This window comes from Streptomyces sp. NPDC051109 (assembly GCF_044455885.1).
Lineage (GTDB): Bacteria > Actinomycetota > Actinomycetes > Streptomycetales > Streptomycetaceae > Streptomyces.
Genome location: NZ_JBITFF010000019.1, coordinates 80,313 through 100,760, shown reverse-complemented (window position 1 = coordinate 100,760; position 20,448 = coordinate 80,313). Strand labels below are relative to the sequence as shown.

Genomic DNA, 20,448 nt, shown 5'->3' with positions numbered 1-20,448 from the left:
CGGGGCCTCACCTGTCGCGGTCGCGGGGGCGGAAGAAGTCGCCGGGCTCCAGGTCCCCCTCCAGGAACCGGCCGACGATACAGCCGATGGCGCCGAGCGCCGCCACCAGCAGGAAGGCCCCGAACCCGCCGAAGTACCCGGCGAACGCGAGCGCCATGCCGGCGAAGAGGCCGACGACCGCCATCCTCATGCGGGCTCCTTCACTGGATCCGGGACTCCGGCTCCTCGTCGGGCTCATCGGGGAGCTTGACGTCGCTGACCGCGATGTTGACCTCGACGACCTCCAGGCTGGTCATCCGCTCGACCGCCGAGATGACGTTCTCACGGACGGCCCGGGCCACGTCGCGGATCGACACGCCGTAGTCGACGACGATCTCCAGGTCGAGGGCGGTCTGCACCTCGCCGACCTCGGCCTTGACCCCGCGGGTGACCGAGGACTTCGCGCCGCCGGGGACGCGGTCGCGGACGGCGCCGAACGTACGGGAGAGGCCGGTGCCGCTGCCCATGGCATGGACGCCGACCACCTCGCGGGCGGCGAGTCCGGCGATCTTCTCGACCACCCCGTCCGAGATGGTGGTCCGGCCGCGGTCGGCCGGATTGCGGGAGGCGCCCCCGGATGTGGATTCGGTCATCGCGTGTCCCTTCGCGCGGATGGACTCACTCCGATCCACGGTAAGCGCGCGACCGCGGCGGCGCGCCGGGACTACTCCGGTCGGCCGGGAACGGATCCCCGCCACCGGCTTGACCTCAACTGCGGTTGAGGTCGGAGAGTGGGCACGTGATCAAGGCCGAGAGGCCGCTTTCGGACAGGGGGAGCGCCATGCGGGCGATACGGGTGGACGGGTACGGCGGTCCGGAGGTGCTGCTGCCGGTGGAACTGCCGGATCCGGTCCCGGGGGCGGGCGAGGTGGTGGTCCGCGCCGAGGCCGTGGACACGATCTTCGTGGAGACCCAGATCCGCGGCGGCTGGGGCGAGTCCTTCGGCATCCACCCGCCGTACGTGCCGGGCGGCGCGGCCGCGGGGACGGTCGTCGCGGTGGGCGAAGGGGTGGACCCGCACTGGCGGGGCCGCCGGGTGGTGGCCGCCCCGGGTACGAAGGGGACGTACGCGGAGCTGGTCCTGGTCCCGGTGGAACTGCTGGTCCCGGTCCCGGACGGCCTGGAGTCCGCGGAGGCGGCGGCCCTGGCGCACGACGGGGTGACCGGTTCGGGCATCGTCGGGGGCGTCGGGATCAAGGCGGGCGACCGGGTGCTGATCCTGGGCGCGGCCGGCGGGATGGGGACGCTGCTGGTGCAGTTCGCGGTGGCGGCGGGGGCGTACGTGGTGGGGGCGGCGCGGGGCGGGCGGAAGCTCGCGCTGATCCGGGAGCTGGGCGCGGACCGGGCGGTGGACTACACGCAGCCGGGCTGGACCGAAGCGGTCGGCGGTCCGGTGGACGTCCTGCTGGACGGGGTCGGCGGCGAGCTGGGCCTGGCCGGCTTCGGGCTGGTCCGGGACGGCGGGCGGGTCTCGGCGCACGGCGCGCCGAGCGGCGGCTTCACCGCACTGGACCCGGCGGAGGTGGAGCGGCGCGGGATCTCCCTGCGCGGGATCGCCGAGGTCCAGTTCCCGCCGGCGGAGATCACCCGGCTGGCGGCCTCCGCCCTGGCCGAAGCGGCGGCCGGGCGGCTCCGCCCGGTGATCGCACGCAGGTTCCCGCTCGCGGAAGCGGCGGAAGCCCATCGCGCCATCGAGGCGCGTGCCATCCCGGGCAAAGCCCTCCTGATCCCCTGAGGTCAGTCGGAGAGGCCGGCCAGGTCGCGCAGGCGGCGGGCCTGGGCGGCCCGCTCCGCCGAGCGCTGGGCGTCGTAGGGCCGCGATCCGGCGTCGCGGAGCAGGGCCTTCGTCTCGATGACGGCATCGCGCGGCGGAGCCAGCAGGGCCGTCGTGAGGTCCCGCACCGCCGCGTCGAGCTCATCGGCCGGTACGACCAGGTTGGCCAGACCGACCCGCTCCGCCTCCTCGGCGTGCACGAAGCGGCCCGTCGCGCAGATCTCCAGCGCGCGGGCATAGCCGACCAGGGAGGTCAGCGGCTGCGTCCCGGCCAGGTCGGGCACGAGACCCAGGCTGGTCTCGCGCATGGCGAACTGCACGTCGTCCGCGACCACGCGTAGGTCACACGCCAGCGCGAGCTGGAAGCCGGCGCCGATCGCATGGCCCTGTACGGCGGCGATGGAGACGATGTCGTTGCGCCGCCACCAGGTGAACGCCTCCTGGTACTCGGCGATGGTGGAGCCGAGCAGCTCGTCCGAACCGCGCGCCAGATCGAGGAAGGACGGCTCACCCTCGAAACCCTCGGGGGTGAACGCCTGCCGGTCGAGCCCGGCGGAGAAGGACTTGCCCTCACCGCGCAGCACCACGACCCGGACGGTGCCCGGCAACGACCTTCCGGCCTCCGCCAACGCCCGCCAGAGCGCGGGGGACTGGGCGTTTCGCTTGGCCGGATTGGTCAGTGTCACCGTCGCGACCGAGTCGTCCACGGTGAGCCGTACGCCGTCCTTGTCGAGCAGAGCCATCGGTGTGCCTCCGGTGTGCAGTCGGCCGCAATCCCGGCCTAAGTGACTGCACAGTAACCACCCGGTCGGCCGGACGGCCGACCGGGGGTCACCGAAGGAACTACGGTGTGGGCAGGCGAGCGTGATCCACCCCGGCTCCGGGCCTGACGGCCTGGATCGAGGTCAGGCCGAAGCCGCCTTCTTGCCGCGCGTCGCGCCACCGCGACCACGCAGAATGACTCCGGACTCACTGAGCATCCGGTGGACGAATCCGTAGGACCGGCCGGTTTCCTCGGCCAGCGCACGGATACTCGCACCGGAGTCGTACTTCTTCTTCAGGTCTGCCGCGAGCTTGTCGCGCGCGGCGCCGGTTACCCGGCTGCCCTTCTTCAGAGTCTCGGCCACCCGTGCCTCCTCATGGGAAGTGCGCTCTGGACTTCTCATGATCACCCCTCCCCGGCTTCCTGGCCACCCATTCAGCAAGGTCGGTACGACGACATTTCCCGAGGCGTGGACACATCAGCAGAACGGAATCTGCTCTTCCGCTGCATGACGTCCGTCACACTTCTCCACCCTCACCGGGAATCTCCAGGTCAGGGGCCGAAAGGCAAGCAAAAGACGGCCCCGGCGGCGTACCCGGACGGGCACGGCCAGGGCCGTCGTACAGAGCGCAGGGGTACGAGACCGTCTCACTCAGATGATGGATCACGCCTGAGCCGAATGATCCATAAGGAACTGGATCACGGGCTCCGGGAGGATCAGGCGAGGGCGACGAGGTCCCGGTAGTCCGGGCCCCACAGGTCCTCGACGCCGTCCGGGAGCAGGATGATCCGCTCCGGCTCCAGCGCCTCGACCGCGCCCTCGTCGTGCGTGACGAGGATGACCGCGCCCTTGTACGTGCGCAGCGCGCCCAGGATCTCCTCGCGGCTGGCCGGGTCCAGGTTGTTGGTGGGCTCGTCGAGGAGCAGCACGTTCGCGGAGGAGACGACCAGCGTGGCCAGGGCCAGACGGGTCTTCTCGCCGCCGGAGAGGACCCCGGCCGGCTTGTCCACGTCATCGCCGGAGAAGAGGAAGGAACCGAGCGTCTTGCGTACCGCGACCAGGTCCAGGTCGGGCGCGGCCGAGCGCATGTTCTCCAAGACGGTGCGCTCGGGGTCGAGCGTCTCGTGCTCCTGGGCGTAGTAGCCGAGCTTGAGGCCGTGGCCGGGGGTGACCTCGCCGGTGTCCGGCTTCTCGGCGCCCGCGAGCAGCCGCAGCAGCGTGGTCTTGCCGGCGCCGTTGAGGCCCAGGATGACGACGCGGGAGCCCTTGTCGATGGCCAGGTCGACGTCGGTGAAGATCTCCAGGGAGCCGTACGACTTCGACAGGCCCTCGGCGGTCAGCGGGGTCTTGCCGCAGGGCGCCGGGTCCGGGAAGCGCAGCTTGGCGACCTTGTCGGAGACGCGGACCGCTTCGAGGCCCGACAGCAGGCGCTCGGCGCGCTTGGCCATGTTCTGCGCGGCGACGGTCTTGGTCGCCTTGGCGCGCATCTTGTCGGCCTGCGAGTTCAGGGCCGCGGCCTTCTTCTCGGCGTTTTGGCGCTCGCGCTTGCGGCGCTTCTCGTCGGCCTCGCGCTGCTGCTGGTAGAGCTTCCAGCCCATGTTGTAGATGTCGATCTGGGACCGGTTGGCGTCGAGGTAGAAGACCTTGTTGACGACGGTCTCGACCAGGTCGACGTCGTGGGAGATCACGACGAAGCCGCCGCGGTAGTTCTTCAGGTAGTCGCGCAGCCAGACGATCGAGTCCGCGTCGAGGTGGTTGGTCGGCTCGTCGAGGAGCAGGGTGTCGGCGTCCGAGAACAGGATCCGGGCGAGCTCGACGCGGCGGCGCTGACCACCGGAGAGGGTGTGCAGCGGCTGGCCGAGGACGCGCTCGGGCAGGCTGAGCGCGGCGGAGATGGTCGCGGCCTCGGACTCGGCGGCGTACCCGCCCTTGGTGAGGAACTCGGTCTCCTGGCGCTCGTACTGCTTGAGCGCCTTCTCGCGGGTGGCGCCGGAGCCGGTGGCGATGCGCTCCTCGTTCATGCGCATCTTCTTGAGCAGGACGTCGAGGCCGCGGGCGGACAGGATCCGGTCGCGGGCCAGGACGTCGAGGTCACCGGTGCGCGGGTCCTGCGGGAGGTAGCCGACCTCGCCCGAGCGGGCGATGGACCCGCCTGCGGGCTGGCCCTCGCCGGCGAGGCACTTGGTGAGCGTGGTCTTGCCCGCTCCGTTGCGGCCGACCAGGCCGATGCGGTCGCCCTTGGCGATGCGGAAGGAAGCGGACTCGATGAGGACGCGGGCGCCGGCGCGCAGCTCGATGCCGGTGGCGGTGATCACGGAAATACTCCAGGGCGGGGGGACGGCGGAAGGGGGGCAGGACGCGATGCTTCGACGCCGCTAATCCGCGAGGAGATTTGCCATGGGATTCATTCTACCGGGGGTGCGCAACCGGTTTTGAGGGCGCCCGGCACGTGACGGGTCCCCCGCTCGGCGGAGGGATCGCCCCGGCGGGCCGGGCCGCGTATCGGGATGGACCGGGTGATACTCGCCACCGGGTGATACTCGCCGCAGGGGCGGCCCCGGGGAATCGAGGCGGTGCGCGATGCAGTTCGACGACGACGCCGATCTGGACACGTCCGAGGTCGAGGACGTGCGCGGCAGCCGTGTCCCGGGCGGGCGGGCGACGATCGGCGGCGGTATCGCGGGCCTCGTCGCACTGGTCCTCGGGCTCATCTTCGGCGTCGGTCCGGACCAGCTGGGGCTGTCCTCGGGGGACCCCGAGCCGGCGGCGACCTCCTCGTCCGCCAGTGAGGTACAGCAGAGCTGCAGGACCGGCCGGGACGCGAACACGCGGGAGGACTGCCGGCTGGTCGCTGTCGTCAACAGCACGCAGGACTTCTGGAAGGACGAGTTCACCCGCCGCGGCGGCCGGTACACCCCGGCGTCGACCGTCTTGTTCACCGGCCGCGTGAACACCGCCTGCGGGACCGCCACCGCGGCGGTCGGCCCCTTCTACTGCCCCGCCGACCGGCGGGTCTACCTGGACCTGGGCTTCTTCGAGGAGCTGCGGACGAAGTTCGGCGCGAGCGGCGGCCCCTTCGCCCAGGCCTACGTCGTCGCGCACGAGTACGGGCACCACATCCAGAACCTGACCGGGACCCTGCAGAAGGCCCGGGACGGGCAGCAGGGCGCGAACAGCAACGCGGTCAGGGTCGAGCTGCAGGCCGACTGCTACGCCGGGGTGTGGGCGCACAACGCGACGAGGACCCCGGACGAGTCCACGGGCCGGCCGCTGCTCACCAGCCTGACCGACCAGGACATCAAGGACGGCCTGGACGCCGCGGCCGTGGTCGGCGACGACAGGATCCAGGAGAAGGTCCAGGGCCGGGTCACCCCGGAGACCTGGACGCACGGCTCGGCCCGGCAGCGCCAGCAGTGGCTCTACCAGGGGTACCGCACGGGCGACATGGCCCAGTGCAACACCTTCCGCTGACTGTCGGCGACGCCTGCCATGCTGTGACGCAGGTCACCGTCACGAGAGGGAGTGGTCGTCATGGCAGGCGTTCCGTCCATCTGTCCCACACTGCGCTATCGCGACGCGAAGGCGGCCATCAAGATGCTGACCGAGGCCTTCGGCTTCAGTCAGATCGCGGTGTACGAGGGCGAGGACGGCTCGGTGATGCACGCGGAGCTGGCGTACGGCAACGGCCTGGTGATGCTGGGCAGCAAGGGCTCCGGCAGCGTCTTCGACAAGTCCGTGGGGGACGGCGGGCCCGTGGGGGTCTACGTGGTGGTCGACGACGTGGACGCCCATCACCGGCGGGCCGCGGAGCACGGCGTGGAGGTCCTGATGGAGCCCACCGACCAGGACTACGGCTCCCGCGACTACATGGCCAGGGACGCCGAGGGCAACATCTGGAGCTTCGGGACGTACGCGCCGCAGGTCTGAGACCCGCGGCGCGTTCGCCCGCACGGACCGCCGCGGGCGCTACGCGCCGCCGGTGTGGACCTGGAAGGCGGCCCGGCGGACCGCCTTGGCCAGGGCCGGATCCGGATGCGCGGCCGCCAGGGCGACCAGGACCTGGACGGTGCGCGGATGGCCGACCGCGCGGACCTCGTCCAGCAGCCGCGGGACGGTGGTCCGCACGGCCGAGTCGAGGTGGCGCGCCAGCAGGTCCGCCTCGCCGTGGTCGGCGATGGCGGCGGCCGTGTCCACCCAGAGCCAGGTCGTCTCCTCGGCGGTGAGCACGTCCTGCGCCTCGTCGGGATCGACCCCGTCGTGCTCGGCGAGCCAGAGCAGGGCGTAGGGCCGCAGGGCCGCGTCGCGGACGGCGGCGCGCACCTCGGGTTCGGCGGGGGCGCCGACGACGCGCAGGGCCTCGAAGGCGAGCCCGCGGAGCAGGGCGTCCTCGCCTCGGGCGGCGTGCAGCAGTTCGCTGACGGCGTGGCCGACGGGCCGGGCGGCGAGCCAGGCCCGGTACTCGGCGCGGGCCGGTCCGGGGGTGAGGCGGGCGCAGCCGTGCAGCATCGCGGCGGCGGACTGCTCGATGTTCCCGGCGGGGCTCTGCGCGGCGACGCAGATCTGTTCGAGCTTGACCCAGACGGCCCAACTGCCGAGCGGGGTGAGGGCGGCCTGCGCCGGGCCGAGGGTGACGGCGTCGACGGCGGCGAGTCCGCCGAGCGCCCAGCGCAGCAGCCGCACGAGCGGGACGGGTGCGCTGTGGCCGCCGGCCTCGGGGGCCGGCTCGGGGTCGGCCGCCGAGGCGGTGGCCGGTGTCCCGTCGGCCGGCCCGGTCTCGCGCGCGGGGACGTCGTACGGGATCTCGCAGCGCTCGTCGCGCAGTTCGGTGACCCGCTGCCCGAGCAGGTCCAGCAGGTCCGGAACGGTCACGGGGCCGGCGGACAGCTGGAGCAGGGAGAGCAGTTGGGGCATCGCCTCGACCACCTCCGCGACGACCGCGGGAGCGATGTCGGCGGGGGCCGGGTGGACCAGCGACCAGGCGTCGAACAGGGCGACCCAGCCGCGCAGTACGGCGGTGTCGTCGCGGTCCCAGGCGCGCAGCCGCCAGCCGGGCCGGGCATGGCCGCCGTGCACCTCGACGAGGCCCGCGAGCCGGGCGCGGTCCCATCCGACCCGGATCTGTCCGTGTGTCAGGTTCAGTTCACCGGCGGCGCGTTCGACGTCGGCGGTGGGCAGCGCTCCCGCCGGGGCGGGCCTGCCCCCGTCCCCGGCACCGAGGTTGAGCTCGGCCCAGCGGGCGAGCCGTACCGCGTCGGCCAGCGAGGCCCGGGCCCGTGTCGCGAGTTCGGCCGTGGCCGGGGTGCCCGCCGGGGGCCGGGAAGCGGGACGGGCGCGTCGATCGGTCACCGCCTTGCGGGCCGCGGCGACGGAACGCGGGGAGACGAGTCGGAGTCTGGAGTCGCGAGCCAACTGCTCATCAGGCTTTCGGGACGTCACGGAAGCAGTCTCGCCCGTCACCGGCCGAAAGCCCAAACGGAACCAGCCATTATCAGCAGTCGGCGGTGGACATACCGGGAGAATGACCCCTCCCCGTCCCGTCCGGCACACGGCCTTCACATAAGAGGGGTGAGGAAGCGCCTCAGGGCCTCCTCGTATCCGGCCGGATCCGCGTTCCACATGGCCCCGTGCGGGGCTTCGCGGACGGTCCGCAGCGTGACCAGGTCGGGGCGGGCGGCGGCGAGCCGGCGCGAGGGCTCCCAGGGGGCGAGCGTGTCGTCCGGGCCGTGGAAGATCAGGACCGGGACGCGCAGCGCCGCGGGGTCCGATCCGGGCGCCGCCCGGTCGGCGCGCAGCCCGGCGCGCCCCTCGGCGGCCCGCACCGCGAGCGGGACCAGCGGAGCCGGGGTGCGGCGGGCGGCGATGAGCGCGCGCAGGGTCGTGTGCCAGTCGAGCACCGGCGAGTCCAGTACGAGCCCGGAGATCCGGTCGGCGAGCGCCGAGCGCTCCGCGGCGCGCAAGGCCATGGCGGCCCCGGTGGACCAGCCGTGCAGGACGACCCGCCGGGCGCCGTAGCGCACGGCGTAGCGGATGGCGGCGTCCACGTCCCGCCATTCCGATTCACCGAGGTGGCCGAGACCGTCCGGTGACGCGGGGGCCCCGAGGTCGCCGCGGTAGGCGAGGTCGAGGACGGGCATCCGCTGGCGGTGCAGGAACGGCATGACCACCATCGGGTGCTCGCGGCCGGCGCCGAGCCCGTGCACGGTGATCACCCAGGTGTCGCGGCCGGCGGGCACGAACCAGGCGGGCAGCCCGCCGAGCTCGCCGGGGACGTCCACGTCGGCGTGGTCGAGCCCGAGGGCCGTACGGGGGTTCCCGACGTGGACCTCGGGGGTGAGGGTGACCCGGGTGCCGGGGTCGAGGCTGCCGTGGGTGACGGCGAGGAGCCGGCGCACGACGGCGTCCGGGCCGTGGCCGACCCCGTCGAGGACGGGCCCGACCACGGCGTGCACCCCGGGGGCGGACAGTCCGTACGTACCGGGGCGCAGGGAGGCGAGCGAGCGGGTCAGCGTGATCCGCCCGGAGCCGCTGGAGTGGACGCTGAGCCGCGGCCCGCCGGGCAGCGGGCGGCCGGGCTCGTGCCGCAGGGCGGCGTCGGCGGCGAACCGGCCGGCCGCGACCGCGGCGGCGCCGGCCCCGACGAGAGTGGTCGCGACGGCCGCGGCCGTCACTGTGGCGGAAGGCACGGCTCCAGTGTCGGGGCGGGAGGGCCGGCGGGCCACTGGAGCGGAATGCTCCGATTGCGGCCGGACGGGGGCGGGAAGGAACGGCGGGCAGGTCCGGCGGGCCCGTAGGCCGCACGTGATCTACGTCTCCCCCCGAGCCCTTCCGGAGCGGGCCAAAGGGCCTCCGACCCCTTCCGGAGCCGCCGGGTTACCGGGCGTTGACGTGCATCAATCGCCGTATCAGCCACAAAATGGGGATGAAGGTCCCGATGGCACGACGGGCCAGTACACCGCTCCGCCGGAGCCAGTTCACCTTCCGTTCATCCAGGTTGCCTACGGTCGCCGAGCCACTGACGTCAAACAGAAGCCTGGGTAAATGGAGCACATAACGCTTCTCCTCGGGATCGTGATCATCACCGCTCTCGTGTTCGACTTCACGAACGGTTTCCACGACACGGCCAACGCGATGGCCACCACCATCTCGACCGGCGCCCTCAAGCCCAAGACGGCGGTGGCCATGTCCGCCGTGCTCAACCTCGTCGGCGCGTTCATGTCCGTGGAGGTCGCCAAGACGATCTCCAAGGGCCTGGTCAACGAGGAGGGCATCCAGCCAGAAGTGATCTTCGCGGCCCTGGTCGGCGCGATCCTCTGGAACCTCGTCACCTGGCTGGTCGGACTCCCCTCCAGCTCCTCCCACGCGCTGATGGGCGGCCTGGTCGGCGCGGCCGTCGCCTCAGCCGGCCTCGGCGCCGTCAACGGCGGCACGCTCGTCAGCAAGGTGCTGCTCCCCGCGGTCGCGGCGCCGATCGTGGCCGGTGTGGCCTCGATGCTGGCCGCCAAGGTCACGTACAAGCTCGGCGGCAAGGTCGGCGGCAAGACCGCCACCAAGGGCTACCGGGCCGGGCAGATCGCCTCGGCCGGTCTCGTCTCCCTCGCGCACGGCACCAACGACGCGCAGAAGACGATGGGCATCATCACCCTGGCGCTCATCGCCGGCGGCGCCCTGGACTCCGGCGCCAACCCGCCGGTCTGGGTCATCGTCTCCGCCGGCCTGGCCATCGCCCTGGGCACCTCCCTGGGCGGCTGGCGCATCATCCGCACCATGGGCAGCGGCCTCACCGACCTCCAGCCGCAGCAGGGCTTCGCCGCCCAGACCTCGGCCGCGAGCGTCATCCTGGCCTCCTCCACCCTCGGCTTCTCCCTCTCCACCACCCACGCGTGCTCCGGCGCCGTCATGGGTGCGGGCCTGGGCCGCAAGGGCGGCGTGGTCCGCTGGTCCACTGCCACCCGCATGTTCATCGCGTGGGGCCTGACCCTGCCGGCCGCGGCCGTCGTCGCCTCCGGCGCCGAGCTGGTCATGCGCACCGGTGATGTCGGCGTCGCCGCCGTCGCGCTCTTCCTGGTCGCCTCCTGCGTCGCCATCTGGGCCGTCTCGCGCCGCCAGGTCGTCGACCACAGCAACGTCAACGACGCGCAGCCGGCCTCGGCCGAGGAGCCGGGTGTCGTCACCACGGCCATGGCCGCCGTCACCGTCCCGCCGACCGCGGCCGCCGCGGAGGCCGCTGCCGGTACGACCGCCGCGGTCACCGACGAGGCGCTGAAGGCCACCATCCCGGCGGCCGCTCCGACCACGCCGGCGGCTCCCGCCGCCGCGGTCTGACCCCGAGAACGACAGAGGAATCCGCAGTATGAAGATCGACTGGGCAGCACTCGGCTCCGTCTTCGGGGTCAGCCTCTCCGCCACCGTCGCCCTCGTGGCCCTGTTCACCCTGGGCCTGGTGGGCCTCTCCAAGCACGAGGCCGCCACCGAGCGGGGCGGCGCCGCCACCCTCGCCCGCAGCGGCGCGTACGCCTGCTTCGCGCTCGTCGCGGCGGCCGTGGGGTACGGGATCTACCTGATCATCAGCTGACCTGGTCCGACCGATCAGGGCACGGCGTGCCAAAGCTCCCTCCGGGTTTCCCGGGGGGAGCTTTCGTATGTCTGCGGCCTGTGTCTGTGACCTGCCTCGCCGCAGGTCAACGGCGAGTTGACGGGCGTTCGCGGTGCGTGGTGGACTGCCCGAGCCAATACGGCGGCATGGAGAGGAAGTCCGGTGCGAATCCGGCGCGGTCCCGCCACTGTCACCGGGAGCACGCGGCACGTGAGCCGTGCGCCCCGGGAGCCAGGAACTCCCACCGCCGGACACGTCGAACCAGGGCGCGGACCCTGAGTGAGGACATACCTGCACCATGCGTGCCGACCGCGTCTTCGCGTACGGCGCCACGGCGGGCCTGATCGGCGACCGGATCCTCGGTGATCCGCGCCGAGGGCATCCCGTGGCCGCCTTCGGACGAGCCGCCGCCGCCGTCGAGCGCGCCCTGTGGCGCGACGACCGCGGCCGGGGCGTCGTACACACCCTCCTGTGCGCCGGGGGCGCGGCCGCCGTCGGCGCGCTGGGCGCCCGCGCCGTGCGCTCCCGGCCCGCGGCCGCCCGTATAGCCCTGACCGCCGCGGCCACCTGGGCCGTCGTCGGCGGTACCTCGCTGGGCCGGGAGGCCCGCGCCATCGGCGGGGCGCTCGCCGCCGGGGACGCCGAAGTGGCCCGCGAGCGGCTGCCGCACCTGTGCGGGCGCGATCCGCAGGCCCTGGACGAGCAGCAGATGGCCCGCGCCGTCGTGGAATCGGTCGCCGAGAACACCTCCGACGCCGTCGTCGGGGCCCTGGTGTGGGGCGCCGCCGCCGGTGTCCCGGGGCTGCTGGCCTTCCGCGCCGTGAACACCCTGGACGCGATGGTCGGCCACAAGTCGCCGCGCTACCTGCGCTACGGCTGGGCCTCGGCCCGGCTCGACGACCTCGCGGGCTGGCCGGGCGCCCGGCTGACCGCCCTGGCCGCCGTACTGGCCGGTCCCGACCGACGGGGAGCCGTACGGGCCTGGCGGGCGGACGCCGCCTCGCACCCGAGCCCGAACGCCGGGCCCGTGGAGGCCTCCTTCGCCGGGGCCCTCGGCGTACGGCTGGGGGGCACCCTGGCGTACGGGGGGCGGGTCGAGCACCGGGCCGTGCTGAACGGCGGGGCGGGGCGGCCGGTTCAGGTCGCGGACATCGAACGCGCGGTGCGGCTGTCGCGTCAGGTGACGTGGCTGGCGCTGGGGGCGTGTGTGGCACTGCGCGGTGCGGTGTCGTACGGCATACGGAAGGGGCGCGGATGAGCGGCGGGAAGCTCGGCGGGGGACTCCTCGTCGCGGGCACGACATCGGACGCGGGCAAGAGCGTGGTCACGGCGGGCATCTGCCGCTGGCTGGCCCGGCAGGGCGTGAAGGTGGCGCCGTTCAAGGCGCAGAACATGTCGCTGAACTCGTTCGTGACGCGCGAGGGCGCCGAGATCGGGCGCGCTCAGGCGATGCAGGCGCAAGCGGCGCGCGTGGAGCCGACGGCACTGATGAACCCGGTGCTGCTCAAGCCCGGCAGCGACCGCAGCAGCCAGGTGGTGCTGTTGGGCAAGCCGGTCGGTGAGATGAGCGCCCGCGGCTACCACGGAGGGCGGCAGGAGCAGCTTCTCGGGGTCGTCACGGACTGCCTGGAGCAGCTGCGGGGCACGTATGACGCCGTGATCTGCGAGGGGGCGGGCAGTCCGGCCGAGATCAACCTGCGCCGGACCGACATCGTGAACATGGGCATCGCGCGGGCCGCGTGGTTCCCGGTGGTCGTGGTCGGCGACATCGACCGGGGCGGGGTCTTCGCCTCGTTCTTCGGGACGACGGCGCTGCTGTCGCCGCAGGACCAGTCGCTGATCGCCGGATACATGGTCAACAAGTTCCGCGGCGACGTGTCGCTGCTGGAGCCCGGCATGGAGATGCTGCGCTCCCTGACCGGGCGCGGAACGTACGGCGTCCTCCCGTTCCGGCACGGCCTGGGCATCGACGAGGAGGACGGGCTCCGGGTCTCCCTGCGGGGCGCGGTGCGCGAGTCGGTCGTGGCCCCGCCGGTCGGCGAGGACGTACTGCGGGTCGCGGTGTGCGCGGTGCCGCTGATGTCGAACTTCACGGACGTCGACGCGCTGGCGGCCGAGCCGGGCGTGGTCGTGCGGTTCGTGGACCGGGCCGAGGAACTGGTCGACGCTGACCTGGTGGTGGTGCCGGGCACGCGCGGCACGGTGAAGGCCCTGGAGTGGCTGCGCGAGCGCGGCCTCGCGGACGCGCTGCTGCGGCGGGCCGCGGAGGGCCGGCCGGTGCTGGGCGTCTGCGGCGGCTTCCAGGTGCTCGGCGAGCACATCGAGGACGAGGTCGAGTCGCGGGCGGGCTCGGTGGACGGGCTGGGCCTGCTGCCGGTGCGGATCCGCTTCGAGCGGGAGAAGACCCTGGCCCGGCCTTCCGGGACCGCGCTCGGCGAGGAGGTCGCCGGGTACGAGATCCACCACGGGGTGGCCGAGGTCCTGGGCGGGGAGCCGTTCCTCGACGGCTGCCGGGTCGGCTCGGTGTGGGGCACGCACTGGCACGGATCGCTGGAGTCGGACGGCTTCCGCCGGGCGTTCCTGCGCGAGGTGGCCTCCGCGTCGGGCCGCCGCTTCGTCCCTTCCCCCGACACGTCCTTCTCCAGACTCCGGGAGGAGCAGCTGGACCTGTTGGGCGACCTGATCGCCGACCACGCGGACACCGATGCCCTGCTCCGCCTGATCGAGGGCGGCGCCCCCGCGGGCCTCCCGTTCCTCCCCCCGGGCGCGCCGTGACGGCGGCCGCCCGCGTCCGCAACAGCCCGCGCCCGCACATCCGCACAGAGAGAGGCACCGCATGAGCACGCCCTACCCGTTCACCGCAGTGGTCGGCCAGAGCGACCTGCGGCTGGCGCTCCTGCTCAACGCCGTGAGCCCGGCGGTCGGCGGCGTACTCGTGCGCGGCGAGAAGGGGACCGCGAAGTCCACCGCCGTCCGCGCGCTGTCCGCGCTGCTGCCGCAGGTCGACGTCATCCCCGGCTGCCGTTTCTCCTGCGCCCCCGCCGCCCCCGATCCGGCCTGTCCCGACGGCCCGCACGGCCCCGGCGCCGGGGCCGCCCGCCCCGCGCGCATGGTCGAGCTGCCCGTCGGCGCCTCCGAGGACCGGCTCGTCGGCGCCCTCGACATCGAACGGGCCCTCTCCGAGGGCGTGAAGGCCTTCGAGCCCGGCCTGCTCGCCGACGCGCACCGCGGGATCCTGTACGTCGACGAGGTCAACCTCCTCCACGACCACCTCATCGACCTCCTCCTCGACGCCGCGGCGATGGGCGCCTCCTACGTCGAGCGCGAGGGCGTCTCCGTACGGCACGCGGCGCGCTTCCTGCTCGTCGGCACCATGAACCCCGAGGAGGGCGAGCTCCGCCCGCAGCTCCTCGACCGGTTCGGGCTCACCGTCGAGGTGGCGGCCTCCCGCGAGCCCGCCCAGCGCGTCGAGGTGGTGCGCCGCCGGCTCGCGTACGAGGACGACCCGGCCGCCTTCGCGACCCGCTGGGCCGGTGACGAGCAGGACGTCCGCGCCCGCGTCGTGGCCGCCCGCGCCCTGCTCCCCCAGGTCCGCCTCGGCGACGCCTCCCTGCTCCAGATCGCCGCGACCTGCGCCGGCTTCGAGGTCGACGGCATGCGCGCCGACATCGTGATGGCCCGCACCGCGACCGCGCTGGCCGCCTGGGCCGGACGGAGCGAGGTCCGCAAGGAGGACGTGCGGCAGGCCGCTCTGCTGGCGCTCCCGCACCGGCGCCGCCGCAACCCCTTCGACGCCCCGGGGCTCGACGAGGACAAGCTCGACGAGATCCTGGACCGCTTCCCCGACGAGGAGCCGGAGCACGAGCCCGACCCGGAGCCCGAGGGCCCGGACGACGGCGGTCCGCAAGACGGCGGCCCGGAGGACGGCGGCCCGGACGGCGGGGGCGGCGGGGTCCCCCCGCAGGGCGGACCCGAGGCGCCCGAGGCCCCGGAGGCACCCGGGGCACACGATGACCCGGCCCCGTCGGCCCCGGACGCACCGGAGGCCCCCGACCGCGAGCCCGCGTCCCAGGACGGCACCCCGCCCGAGCAAGCCGCGGTACGGGCCGCCGAGCCGTTCCGGACCAAGATGCTCAGCGTGCCCGGCCTCGGCGAGGGCGCGTCCGGGCGGCGTTCGCGCGCCCGCACCGCGCACGGCCGGACCACCGGCGCCCAGCGCCCCCGCGGCCAGCTGACGAAGCTGCACCTCGCCGCGACCGTCCAGGCCGCCGCCCCGCACCAGAAGGCGCGCGGGCGCAGCGGGCCCGGGCTCGTCGTCCGCAAGGACGACCTGCGCCAGGCCACTCGGGAGGGCCGCGAGGGCAACCTGGTCCTGTTCGTGGTCGACGCCTCCGGCTCGATGGCGGCCCGGCAGCGCATGAGCGCGGTCAAGGGCGCGGTGCTCTCGCTGCTGCTGGACGCCTACCAGCGCCGGGACAAGGTCGGTCTGATCACCTTCCGGGGCGCCGCCGCCGAGCTCGCGCTGCCGCCCACCTCCTCGGTGGACGCGGCCGCGGCCCGGCTCGAACGGCTGCCGACGGGCGGGCGCACCCCGCTCGCCGCCGGCCTGCTCAAGGCCCACGAGGTGCTGCGGATCGAGCGGCTGCGCGATCCCAGCCGCCGCCCGCTGCTCGTGGTCGTCACCGACGGGCGGGCCACCTCGGCCGGTTCGACCGGATCGGCCGGTTCCGCCGGCGGGGACCCGCGTGAGCTCGCGGGCCGCAGCGCCCGGCTACTCCAGGCCGAGGGCATCGCGTCGGTGGTCGTGGACTGCGAGTCGGGGCCGGTGCGGCTGGGGCTGGCCGGCGTACTGGCCGGCGACCTCGGCGGTCCCGCCGTCACGCTCGACGGGCTGCGGGCCGACTCGCTGGCCGGGCTCGTGAAGAACGTACGTACGTCAGTGACCTCTCAGTCATCCCACACCTCCAGGAGGGCCGCGTAATGCCGCAGGGACAGCCGACCGTCGTTCCGGACGACGGACTCACGACGCGCCAGCGCCGCAACCGCCCGCTCGTCTTCGTCCACACCGGCCCGGGCAAGGGCAAGTCGACGGCGGCCTTCGGGCTGGCGCTGCGCGCCTGGAACCAGGGCTGGCCGATCGGGGTGTTCCAGTTCGTCAAGTCGGCGAAGTGGAAGGTCGGCGAGGAGAACGCGCTCAAGGTGCTCGGCGCCTCCGGCGAGGGCGGCTCGGTCGTCTGGCACAAGATGGGCGAGGGCTGGTCCTGGGTCCAGCGGGACGCGCAGCTCGACAACGAGCAGGCGGCCAAGGAGGGTTGGGAGCAGGTCAAGCGCGACCTGGCCGCCGAGACGCACAAGCTGTACGTGCTGGACGAGTTCGCGTACCCGATGCACTGGGGGTGGATCGACGTCGACGAGGTCATCGAGGTGCTGCGGAACCGTCCCGGCACCCAGCACGTGGTGATCACGGGGCGCAACGCGCCGGAGAAGCTGGTGGAGTTCGCGGACCTGGTCACGGAGATGACCAAGGTCAAGCACCCGATGGACGCCGGCCAGAAGGGCCAGAAGGGCATCGAGTGGTGACGTCGCTCCACATCCCCCGGCTGGTCATCGCCGCGCCGTCCTCCGGCAGCGGCAAGACCACCGTCGCCACGGGCCTGATGGCGGCCTTCTCGGAGCGCGGCCTCGCCGTGTCCCCGCACAAGGCCGGGCCCGACTACATCGACCCCGGCTACCACGCGCTGGCCACGGGCCGGCCGGGGCGCAACCTGGACGCGTTCATGTGCGGACCGGAGCTGATCGCCCCGCTGTTCGCGCACGGGGCCGCGGGGTGCGATCTCGCGATCGTCGAGGGCGTGATGGGCCTGTACGACGGGGCCGCGGGGCGGGGTGAGCTGGCGTCGACGGCGCAGGTGGCGAAGCTGCTGCGGGCGCCCGTGGTGCTGGTGGTCGACGCCTCGTCCCAGTCGCGTTCGGTGGCGGCGCTGGTGCACGGCTTCGCGTCGTTCGACCCCCAGGTGCGGCTGGGCGGCGTGATCCTGAACAAGGTCGGGTCCGACCGGCACGAGGCGATGCTGCGGGAGGCGCTGGAGGAGGCCGGGATGCCGGTGCTCGGCGTCCTGCGGCGGGCCCCGCAGGTGGCTGCGCCCTCGCGGCACCTGGGCCTGGTCCCGGTCGCCGAGCGGCGTACCGACGCCCTGTCCTCGGTCGCCGCCCTGGCGGACCAGGTCCGGGCGGGTTGCGATCTGGAGGCCCTGATGGCCCTGGCCCGGACGGCGCCACCGCTGGCCTGCGAAGCCTGGGCCCCTGAACGGGCCCTGTTCGGCGCCGCCGGGCACAATCCGGCCGCTCCGCCGGCGTTCGGGGCCCCGGGGCCCGGGGGCGGCGGCGCCGCGCCCGTCGTCGCCGTCGCGGGCGGGCCGGCGTTCACGTTCTCGTACGCCGAGCACGCCGAGCTGCTCACCGCCGCCGGGGCGGAGGTCGTCACCTTCGACCCGCTCCGGGACGAGGCCCTGCCCGACGCGACCACCGGTCTGGTGATCGGCGGCGGGTTCCCCGAGGTGTACGCCCCCGAGCTCGCCGCCAACGCGCCGCTCCGCGAGGCCGTCGCGGGTTTCGCCGCGGCCGGCGGGCCCGTCGCCGCCGAGTGCGCCGGGCTGCTGTACCTCGCCCGAACCCTGGACGGCAAGCCCATGTGCGGGGTGCTCGACGCCGACGCGCGCATGTCGGAGCGGCTGACCCTCGGCTACCGCGAGGCCGTCGCGGTGTCGGACAGCGCCCTCGCCGCCACCGGTACCCGGCTGCGCGGCCACGAGTTCCACCGCACGGTGGTCGAGCCCGGTGCCGGCGCCGCCCCCGCATGGGGCTTCACGCATCCCGAACGCCGGGTCGAGGGCTTCGTACAGCAGGGCGTGCACGCCAGCTACCTGCACACGCACTGGGCGGCGGAGCCCTCCGTGGCCCTCCGGTTCGCGGAAGCCGCGGCGCGGTCCAGGTGAGTTCAGTCCGCGAGGCCCACCACCAGCCAGATGCCGGCCACCCCGCCCACCGTGCACATCAGCGTGGACAGGGCGGGGTGCTTGTGGTGCGCCTCCGGCAGGATCTCGGCGGCCGCGAGGTACAGCAGGGCTCCGCCGAAGAAGCCGAGGTACGCCCCCAGCGGTTCCTCCGGAAGGGTGAACAGCAGAGTGGACACCGCGCCCAGCACGGGGGCCGCCGCGTCCGCGAAGAGCATCATCAGCGCCTTGCGGCGGGCGTTCCCGTACAGCCGGGTGAGCGTGTACGTGTTGAACCCGTCGGCGAAGTCGTGCGTGATGACGGCCAGCGACACGGCCACGCCCATCCCGCCGCCGACCTGGAAGGCCGCGCCCAGGGCCACGCCGTCGGCGAAGCTGTGGCCGACCATCGCCGAGGCGGCCGTCAGCCCGACCTCGGGGACGCGGCCCCCGTTCTCGGCGCCGTGCGCAGCCTGCCGTACCGCCAGCAGGCGTTCCACGACGTGCGCGATCAGGAACCCGGCCACGAAGAGCAGCAGGGCGAGCGGGACCCCGAACACCTTGCGGCCGGCCGCGTGCAGCGACTCCGGCAGCAGGTCGAGGCCGACGACGCCGAGCATCAGCCCGCCGGCGAGGCCCAGCACGAGGTGGCGGCGGTCGGTGACGCGTTGCGCCGTCCACCCGCCCGCCAGGGTCATCAGGAACGCGCCCAGCGCCACGATCACGGCCATGTGCCCCTGAATACCGACTCCTCGCCCCGTGCGCACGTGTGCGCGCGGGCGGCGGCGCACGAACCATTGACGACTACGGAGGGGGCATGAGCCCGGTGGGCGAGTACGCGACGCAGCTGGTGGTCGGGGTCGGCGGACGCGCGGGGGTGTCCGTGGCGGAGGTCTGCGCCCTCGTCGAGGAGACGCTCCGGGGCGCCGGGCTGACCGCCGAGGCGGTGAAAGCGCTGGCCACGGTGGAGTCGAAGGCGGGCGAGGCGGGCATCACGGGTGCGGCGGAACGTTTCGGCGTCCCCCTGATCAGCTATCCCGCCGAGGAGTTGGCCGGCATCCCCGTACCGCACCCCTCCGACGCGGTGCGCGATGCCGCCGGGACCTCCTCGGTGGCGGAGGCAGCGGCGCTGGCGGGCGGCGGGGAACTGCTCGTGCCGAAGCGCCGGTCGGTGGCGGCGACCTGCGCCGTGGCCACGGCGCAGGCGCACGACCTGCGCCATCACGGGGACGCGGAGGTGCGGGGCGACGGCGGGGCGCTGGTGGACCTCGCGGTCAACGTACGGGCGCACACTCCGCCGGACTGGCTCAAGCAGCGCATCGCGGCTTCGCTCGACTCCCTCTCCGCGTATCCCGACGGGCGGGCGGCCCGCGCGGCGGTGGCGGCCCGGCACGGGCTGCCGGCCGATCGGGTGCTGTTGACGGCGGGGGCCGCTGAGGCGTTCGTACTGATCGCGCGGGCCCTGGGCGCACAGCGGCCGGTGGTGGTGCACCCGCAGTTCACGGAGCCGGAGGCGGCGCTGCGCGATGCGGGGCACACGGTGGAGCGGGTGGTGCTGCGGGCGGCGGACGGGTTCCGGCTGGACCCGCAGGCGGTGCCCGAGGACGCGGACCTGGTGGTGGTCGGCAACCCGACCAACCCGACGTCGGTCCTGCACCCGGCGGCGGTGCTGACGGCGCTGGCCCGGCCGGGCCGGATCCTGGTCGTGGACGAGGCGTTCATGGACGCGGTGCCGGGTGAGCGGGAGGCGCTGGCCGGGCGGACGGACGTGCCGGGTCTCGTGGTGCTGCGGAGCCTGACCAAGACGTGGGGGCTGGCGGGTCTGCGGATCGGCTACGTCCTGGCCGAGCCGCAGGTGATCGCGAAGCTGGCGGCGGCGCAGCCGCTGTGGCCGGTGTCGACGCCGGCCCTCGTGGCGGCGGAGGCCTGTGTGGCCCCGGCGGCGCTGGCGGAGGCGGAGGCCGCGGCCCGGCAGACGGCGGTGGACCGGGCGCATCTGCTGGCGGGGCTCGCGGAGTTCGAGGAGATCACCGTGTCGGGGGTGGCGGAGGGGCCGTTCGTCCTGATCCGGGTGGCGGGCGGCGCGGAGATCCGCACCCGGCTGCGCGCCCTGGGCTTCGCGGTCCGCCGCGGGGACACCTTCCCGGGCCTGGACCAGTCCTGGCTGCGGCTGGCCGTCCGCGACCGGGCCACGACGGGCCGCCTCCTGCAGGCCCTGGACCACGCCCTGGCGCTGACCGCCCGCTGACGGCCCGCCGGTCCGGTCGGTCTCGAACCGCCCCGCCT

At 73.9% G+C, this 20,448-nt stretch carries 19 protein-coding genes and 1 riboswitch; of the genes, 11 read left to right on the top strand and 8 right to left on the bottom strand.

The window, feature by feature from the left end:
- Positions 1–7: 7 nt before the first annotated feature.
- Together ACIBAD_RS28845 and ACIBAD_RS28840 are read right to left on the bottom strand one after the other, a co-directional pair.
- A complete protein-coding gene (locus tag ACIBAD_RS28845; protein ID WP_134074903.1) occupies positions 8–190 on the bottom strand; it encodes a hypothetical protein in 183 nt (60 codons plus the stop codon).
- 10 nt (positions 191–200) lie between these two features.
- Positions 201–632 (bottom strand): Asp23/Gls24 family envelope stress response protein, encoded by a 432-nt coding sequence (locus ACIBAD_RS28840; protein WP_134074904.1) that lies wholly within the window; start codon positions 630–632, stop codon positions 201–203.
- Between the two features lie 188 nt (positions 633–820).
- Between ACIBAD_RS28840 and ACIBAD_RS28835 the strand changes: the two genes are divergently transcribed.
- A complete protein-coding gene (locus ACIBAD_RS28835) occupies positions 821–1,774 on the top strand; it encodes a zinc-binding dehydrogenase (protein WP_134074905.1) in 954 nt (317 codons plus the stop codon).
- A gap of 2 nt (positions 1,775–1,776) precedes the next feature.
- Here ACIBAD_RS28835 and ACIBAD_RS28830 read toward each other — a convergent pair whose 3' ends face one another.
- The 3 genes from ACIBAD_RS28830 to ACIBAD_RS28820 all read right to left on the bottom strand — a co-directional run bounded on the left by ACIBAD_RS28830 (position 1,777) and on the right by ACIBAD_RS28820 (position 4,892).
- Positions 1,777–2,556 (bottom strand): enoyl-CoA hydratase/isomerase family protein, encoded by a 780-nt coding sequence (locus ACIBAD_RS28830; protein ID WP_398909459.1) that lies wholly within the window; start codon positions 2,554–2,556, stop codon positions 1,777–1,779.
- Between the two features lie 162 nt (positions 2,557–2,718).
- Entirely contained in the window at positions 2,719–2,940 is a 222-nt protein-coding gene (locus ACIBAD_RS28825; RefSeq protein WP_030163146.1) for a helix-turn-helix domain-containing protein, read from the bottom strand.
- Positions 2,941–3,293: 353 nt separating this feature from the next.
- Positions 3,294–4,892, bottom strand: a complete 1,599-nt coding sequence (locus ACIBAD_RS28820; protein WP_134074907.1) for an ABC-F family ATP-binding cassette domain-containing protein — start codon at positions 4,890–4,892, stop codon at positions 3,294–3,296.
- A gap of 265 nt (positions 4,893–5,157) precedes the next feature.
- Here ACIBAD_RS28820 and ACIBAD_RS28815 point away from each other — a divergent pair, with 265 nt between their 5' ends.
- Positions 5,158–6,048, top strand: coding sequence for a neutral zinc metallopeptidase (locus ACIBAD_RS28815; RefSeq protein WP_134074908.1), 891 nt, complete (start codon positions 5,158–5,160; stop codon positions 6,046–6,048).
- A 60-nt stretch (positions 6,049–6,108) separates the two neighbouring features.
- Positions 6,109–6,504 carry a VOC family protein gene (locus ACIBAD_RS28810; RefSeq protein ID WP_134074909.1) on the top strand — a complete coding sequence of 132 codons (396 nt, stop codon included), beginning with the start codon at positions 6,109–6,111 and terminating at the stop codon, positions 6,502–6,504.
- A 39-nt stretch (positions 6,505–6,543) separates the two neighbouring features.
- Here the strand turns inward: ACIBAD_RS28810 and ACIBAD_RS28805 are convergent, their stop codons facing one another.
- On the bottom strand, positions 6,544–8,013 hold the full coding sequence (locus tag ACIBAD_RS28805) for a hypothetical protein (protein WP_398909456.1): 1,470 nt from the start codon (positions 8,011–8,013) through the stop codon (positions 6,544–6,546).
- A 116-nt stretch (positions 8,014–8,129) separates the two neighbouring features.
- A complete protein-coding gene (locus ACIBAD_RS28800) occupies positions 8,130–9,260 on the bottom strand; it encodes an alpha/beta hydrolase family protein (RefSeq protein WP_398909454.1) in 1,131 nt (376 codons plus the stop codon).
- Between the two features lie 355 nt (positions 9,261–9,615).
- Here ACIBAD_RS28800 and ACIBAD_RS28795 point away from each other — a divergent pair, with 355 nt between their 5' ends.
- The 7 genes from ACIBAD_RS28795 to ACIBAD_RS28765 all read left to right on the top strand — a co-directional run bounded on the left by ACIBAD_RS28795 (position 9,616) and on the right by ACIBAD_RS28765 (position 18,165).
- Positions 9,616–10,899, top strand: coding sequence for an inorganic phosphate transporter (locus ACIBAD_RS28795; RefSeq protein ID WP_134074911.1), 1,284 nt, complete (start codon positions 9,616–9,618; stop codon positions 10,897–10,899).
- 28 nt (positions 10,900–10,927) lie between these two features.
- Positions 10,928–11,149: a hypothetical protein gene (locus ACIBAD_RS28790; protein ID WP_134074912.1), complete on the top strand. Its 222-nt coding sequence runs from the start codon at positions 10,928–10,930 to the stop codon at positions 11,147–11,149.
- Between the two features lie 171 nt (positions 11,150–11,320).
- A riboswitch (cobalamin riboswitch) is annotated at positions 11,321–11,411 on the top strand.
- A gap of 57 nt (positions 11,412–11,468) precedes the next feature.
- Entirely contained in the window at positions 11,469–12,428 is a 960-nt protein-coding gene (locus ACIBAD_RS28785; protein ID WP_134074913.1) for a cobalamin biosynthesis protein, read from the top strand.
- The gene (locus ACIBAD_RS28780; protein WP_398909451.1) at positions 12,425–13,945 is read left to right on the top strand and encodes a cobyric acid synthase; all 1,521 of its coding nucleotides are present in this window, start codon (positions 12,425–12,427) and stop codon (positions 13,943–13,945) included. The genes ACIBAD_RS28785 and ACIBAD_RS28780 overlap by 4 nt, the downstream gene beginning before the upstream one ends.
- 61 nt (positions 13,946–14,006) lie before the next feature.
- Positions 14,007–16,151, top strand: coding sequence for a putative cobaltochelatase (locus tag ACIBAD_RS28775; RefSeq protein ID WP_134074915.1), 2,145 nt, complete (start codon positions 14,007–14,009; stop codon positions 16,149–16,151).
- A complete protein-coding gene (gene cobO / locus ACIBAD_RS28770; RefSeq protein ID WP_054222705.1) occupies positions 16,151–16,750 on the top strand; it encodes a cob(I)yrinic acid a,c-diamide adenosyltransferase in 600 nt (199 codons plus the stop codon). Before ACIBAD_RS28775 ends, cobO begins: the two co-directional genes overlap by 1 nt.
- On the top strand, positions 16,744–18,165 hold the full coding sequence (locus ACIBAD_RS28765) for a cobyrinate a,c-diamide synthase (RefSeq protein ID WP_134074916.1): 1,422 nt from the start codon (positions 16,744–16,746) through the stop codon (positions 18,163–18,165). Before cobO ends, ACIBAD_RS28765 begins: the two co-directional genes overlap by 7 nt.
- Positions 18,166–18,167: 2 nt before the next feature.
- Here ACIBAD_RS28765 and ACIBAD_RS28760 read toward each other — a convergent pair whose 3' ends face one another.
- Positions 18,168–18,893: a ZIP family metal transporter gene (locus tag ACIBAD_RS28760; protein WP_134074917.1), complete on the bottom strand. Its 726-nt coding sequence runs from the start codon at positions 18,891–18,893 to the stop codon at positions 18,168–18,170.
- A gap of 86 nt (positions 18,894–18,979) precedes the next feature.
- Here ACIBAD_RS28760 and cobC point away from each other — a divergent pair, with 86 nt between their 5' ends.
- Complete coding sequence (cobC, locus tag ACIBAD_RS28755) at positions 18,980–20,410, top strand: Rv2231c family pyridoxal phosphate-dependent protein CobC (protein ID WP_398909448.1); 1,431 nt, start codon at positions 18,980–18,982, stop codon at positions 20,408–20,410.
- Positions 20,411–20,448: the final 38 nt, after the last annotated feature.